Origin of the sequence: Nocardiopsis sp. TNDT3 (assembly GCF_003427465.1) — a bacterium.
In the GTDB taxonomy this organism is placed as follows: domain Bacteria; phylum Actinomycetota; class Actinomycetes; order Streptosporangiales; family Streptosporangiaceae; genus Nocardiopsis; species Nocardiopsis dassonvillei.
In genome coordinates, this window is record NZ_QPFC01001301.1 from 1 (window position 1) to 3189 (window position 3189).

A 3189-nucleotide genomic window follows, 5' to 3' on the forward strand; every position below is an offset into this window, starting at 1 on the left:
GTCCCCCGACGGCCGACCCCTATGCCTTCCCGACTCCACAGCGGTCCGCAGCGCCCGGACAGACCTGGGCGCGGCCCGCGCGGTCCGGCCGGAGACGCCCCCTCGTCATCGCCGCCGTGGCGGCCTCGGCCCTGGCCCTCGCCACCGTGCTGGTCGGCGCGGTGGTCGTCCTGCTTCCGCTGGGAGGCGGAGGCCGGGAACAGGACGGTTCCGCGGGCGCGGAGGAGACCCAGGCCGGTCCGGAGTCGGCCCGGGGCCAGGAGGACGAACCGCCCGCGCCGCCCGCCGCGGTCAACGAGGAGGCCGCGCCCACCGACGTCCGACTGGAGGACTCCGGCGACACGGTGCTGCTGACCTGGACGGACAACAGCGGCGGCGCGGTCGCCCACCACGTCGTCGGCGGCCCCGTCGGTACCGTCTACGCCCCCCTCGCCGACGTGGGGCCCGGCGGGACCCGGGCCGAGGTGAGCGGGCTCGACGCCGACGAGGAGTACTGCTTCACCGTCATCGCGGTGGTCACCGTGGACGAGGTCGCCTACTCCGAGGAGGCGTGCACAGACCGAAGCGGCGGGTGAACCGCTCCGGGGGCGCGGCGGCGGACAGCCGACACGTTCCGGTGGTTCAGGAACCGCAGTTGGTGCCGGTCAGGGTGGCCGACTGGTCGCCCACGGCCCCCGTGGTGTCCACGCAGATCCCCGGCGCGTGGACGTAGACGGGACCGGCGTACTGGTCGAAGGTTCCCGAGTCCCAGGTCCCCCCGCCGCTGCCGGACTGCCGGAGGCCGACGTCCATGTACATGGTCCCGGCCGTGCCGACGGTCACGGCGCAGTTGTACCCGGTGGTGCCCTCGTAGTACAGGTAGACGGTTCCCATACCGTTCGGGATCGCCGCCTGGTTGACGGGTTCGCTGTAGACCCCGTTGCCCTCGGGATGGCTGGCGTTGCACACCTGGGCGGGGTCCGCCCCCTGCGCGGTGGTGGCCGAGGACAGGACGAGGATCGACGCCACCGTGGCCAGTGCCGCCGCCGCTGTCCCGCACCTGCGCTTCCAGCTCTTCCTCGGCACGGGCTCCTCCTCCGTGTGCTCTCCGGTTCCCGGCCTGGACGTCGGCGTCATCTGAACTCCCGTGAGCAGCTGGCGGTACTGGTCGTGCCGCTGTCGGCGGTGGCGCTCTCGGACGCCGCCAGCACGGTGAAGGAGTAGCAGCGCCCCGAGCCGCGCGGCTGGTAGGTGTAGGAGAGCTGTCCGCCCCCGGCCGCGGTGCCGGGCGTGCTCACCTCGCTCAGCGACCTGGAGCCGTCGCCGTGCGGCGTGACGGTGTACTGGGTCGCCCCCTCCACCTGCGACCAGGTGACCGTCACCGTGTCCCCGGAAGCGCTGAAGGAGACGCTGGCGGGCGCTCCGATCTCCTGGGTGGGCATGGTGAACGGGGCGCTCGTGGCGGACTCGCCGCTGACGCCCCCCGTGCCGCGCGCCGTCACGGTGAAGGTGTAGGTGCCGCCCGGCGCCAGCCCGGCGACCTCCACCGACGTGCCCGTGGACGTGCGGTCGCTCACCGGACCGGAGTCGGAGGAGGCGGAGACGAGGTAGTCCGCGGCCCCCTGGGCGGCCTCCCAGGACACGGTCACGCTGTCGCTTCCCGCCGCGGCGACGGTGACGCCGCTCGGCGCGCCGGGAGCCCGGGGGCTGGGAGTGACCTCCTCGGTCTGCGCGGCGGGACCGGTGCCGAAGGCGTTGGAGGCCCGCACCCGGAAGCGGTAGGAGGTGCCGTTCTCCAGTCCGGTGATCGTGGCCTCCAGCTCCGAGCCGTCGACGGTCGTGCTGCCGCCCTGCCACGTGATGTCGTAGGTCTCCACGGGGGAGTCCGGGGAGTAGGCCTCCGGCCAGGACAGCGTGACGGAGCCGTCCCCGGCGGTGAAGGAGACGGGTGTCGGCGCGCCCGGCGCCGTGCCCTCGTCCTCTTCCTCCTCGCCGTCCCGGGGGTTCTCCACGACCGGGGTCTCGGGGGCGGTGCCGCCGTCGGTGCCGCCGGGCTCCGGGGCGGTGGTGTCACCGGGCTCGGGGCCACCCGCGTCGGGCACGGGAACGTCGCCGGGTTCGGGCGCGGTGGTGTCGCCCGCGTCCGGTTCCCCGGGAGCGGGATCGTCCTCGTCGGTCTCGCCGGGGCCGGGCGGCGGGGCGGTCTTGTCGATGACGGTGGCCTGGCCCCCGGGGTCGACGACCGCCGCCACCCCGGTATCGGGCGAGTTGATGTACAGGTTGCCCTCGCGCGTCTCCAGTTCCAGCGGTCCCTCGGCGCCGGGCAGGGTGATGGGGTTGAGCTCGTCCCCGGCGGGGTCGAAGACGCGCACCGTGCCGTCCTCGGGGAAGGGCACGTAGAAGCGGCCCTCGTAGGGGACGGCGGTGCCGCCGCCCTCACGGCCGGTGGAGAAGCGGTCCACGCCCGCCGAACCGGTGGGGTCGGACACGGTGACGACCTCGCCGGACCCGGGCAGCGTCACGGCGGCCAGGTCGCCCCGGGTGCGCGGCGGTACCTCGGCGCCCTCCAGCGGGACGGGGGAGGTGATGGTCCGGGACTCGCCGCCGTTGCGGACGGCGACCATGCGGTCGCCGCTCCGGTCGACCGCGAGCACGCCGTCGTCGAGGACCGTGACGGCGATGTCGGCGCCGGGGTCGGCCACCGACGCGGTCTGCGTGATGACGGCCTCCTCGCCCTCGACCCGGACACCGACGACCGTGCCCTGGGTGGGCACCCCCAGCCAGAGGGTGTCGGAGTCGTCGAAGGCCCCGCCGACCAGCGGGGCCGGGATCCTCAGGGAGGGCCCGGTGGGCTGGAGGGTCGCGGGGTCCACCGCCTTGACCTCACCGCTGGCGCGGTCGATGACCACCGCGGTCTCCTCGCCCAGCGCGAGGCCGAAGTCGCCGCCGGTGCCGAGTTCGAGCACACCGGAGAACCCCATCTCCCGCAGGTCCACCGAGGTCACCCGGCCGGTCTCGGGGTCGTGGAGCAGGAGGTAGTCGTCGTTCTGGGTGACCTGGACGGGGCTTCCGGCGGAGCCGGGCAGCGCGGCGACGAGGTCGATCCGCGCGTTGTCGCCGTTGACGCGGAAGCTCTCGCCCGCGGGGCTGTCCCAGAGCCACACGGCGCCGTCGGACATCTCGTCCGCACGGCCCATGGCCCCGGCGCCG

At 74.6% G+C, this 3189-nt stretch carries 3 protein-coding genes; 1 reads left to right on the top strand and 2 read right to left on the bottom strand.

The window, feature by feature from the left end; all coding sequences use genetic code 11:
• The coding region (locus tag DQW06_RS27095) for a fibronectin type III domain-containing protein (RefSeq protein ID WP_232833179.1) at positions 1-575 on the top strand (575 nt) is incomplete at its 5' end.
• Between the two features lie 46 nt (positions 576-621).
• Here the strand turns inward: DQW06_RS27095 and DQW06_RS27100 are convergent.
• A complete protein-coding gene (locus DQW06_RS27100; protein WP_232238597.1) occupies positions 622-1008 on the bottom strand; it encodes a spore-associated protein in 387 nt (128 codons plus the stop codon).
• A gap of 104 nt (positions 1009-1112) precedes the next feature.
• The coding region (locus DQW06_RS27105; RefSeq protein ID WP_117199557.1) for a fibronectin type III domain-containing protein at positions 1113-3189 on the bottom strand (2077 nt) is incomplete at its 5' end.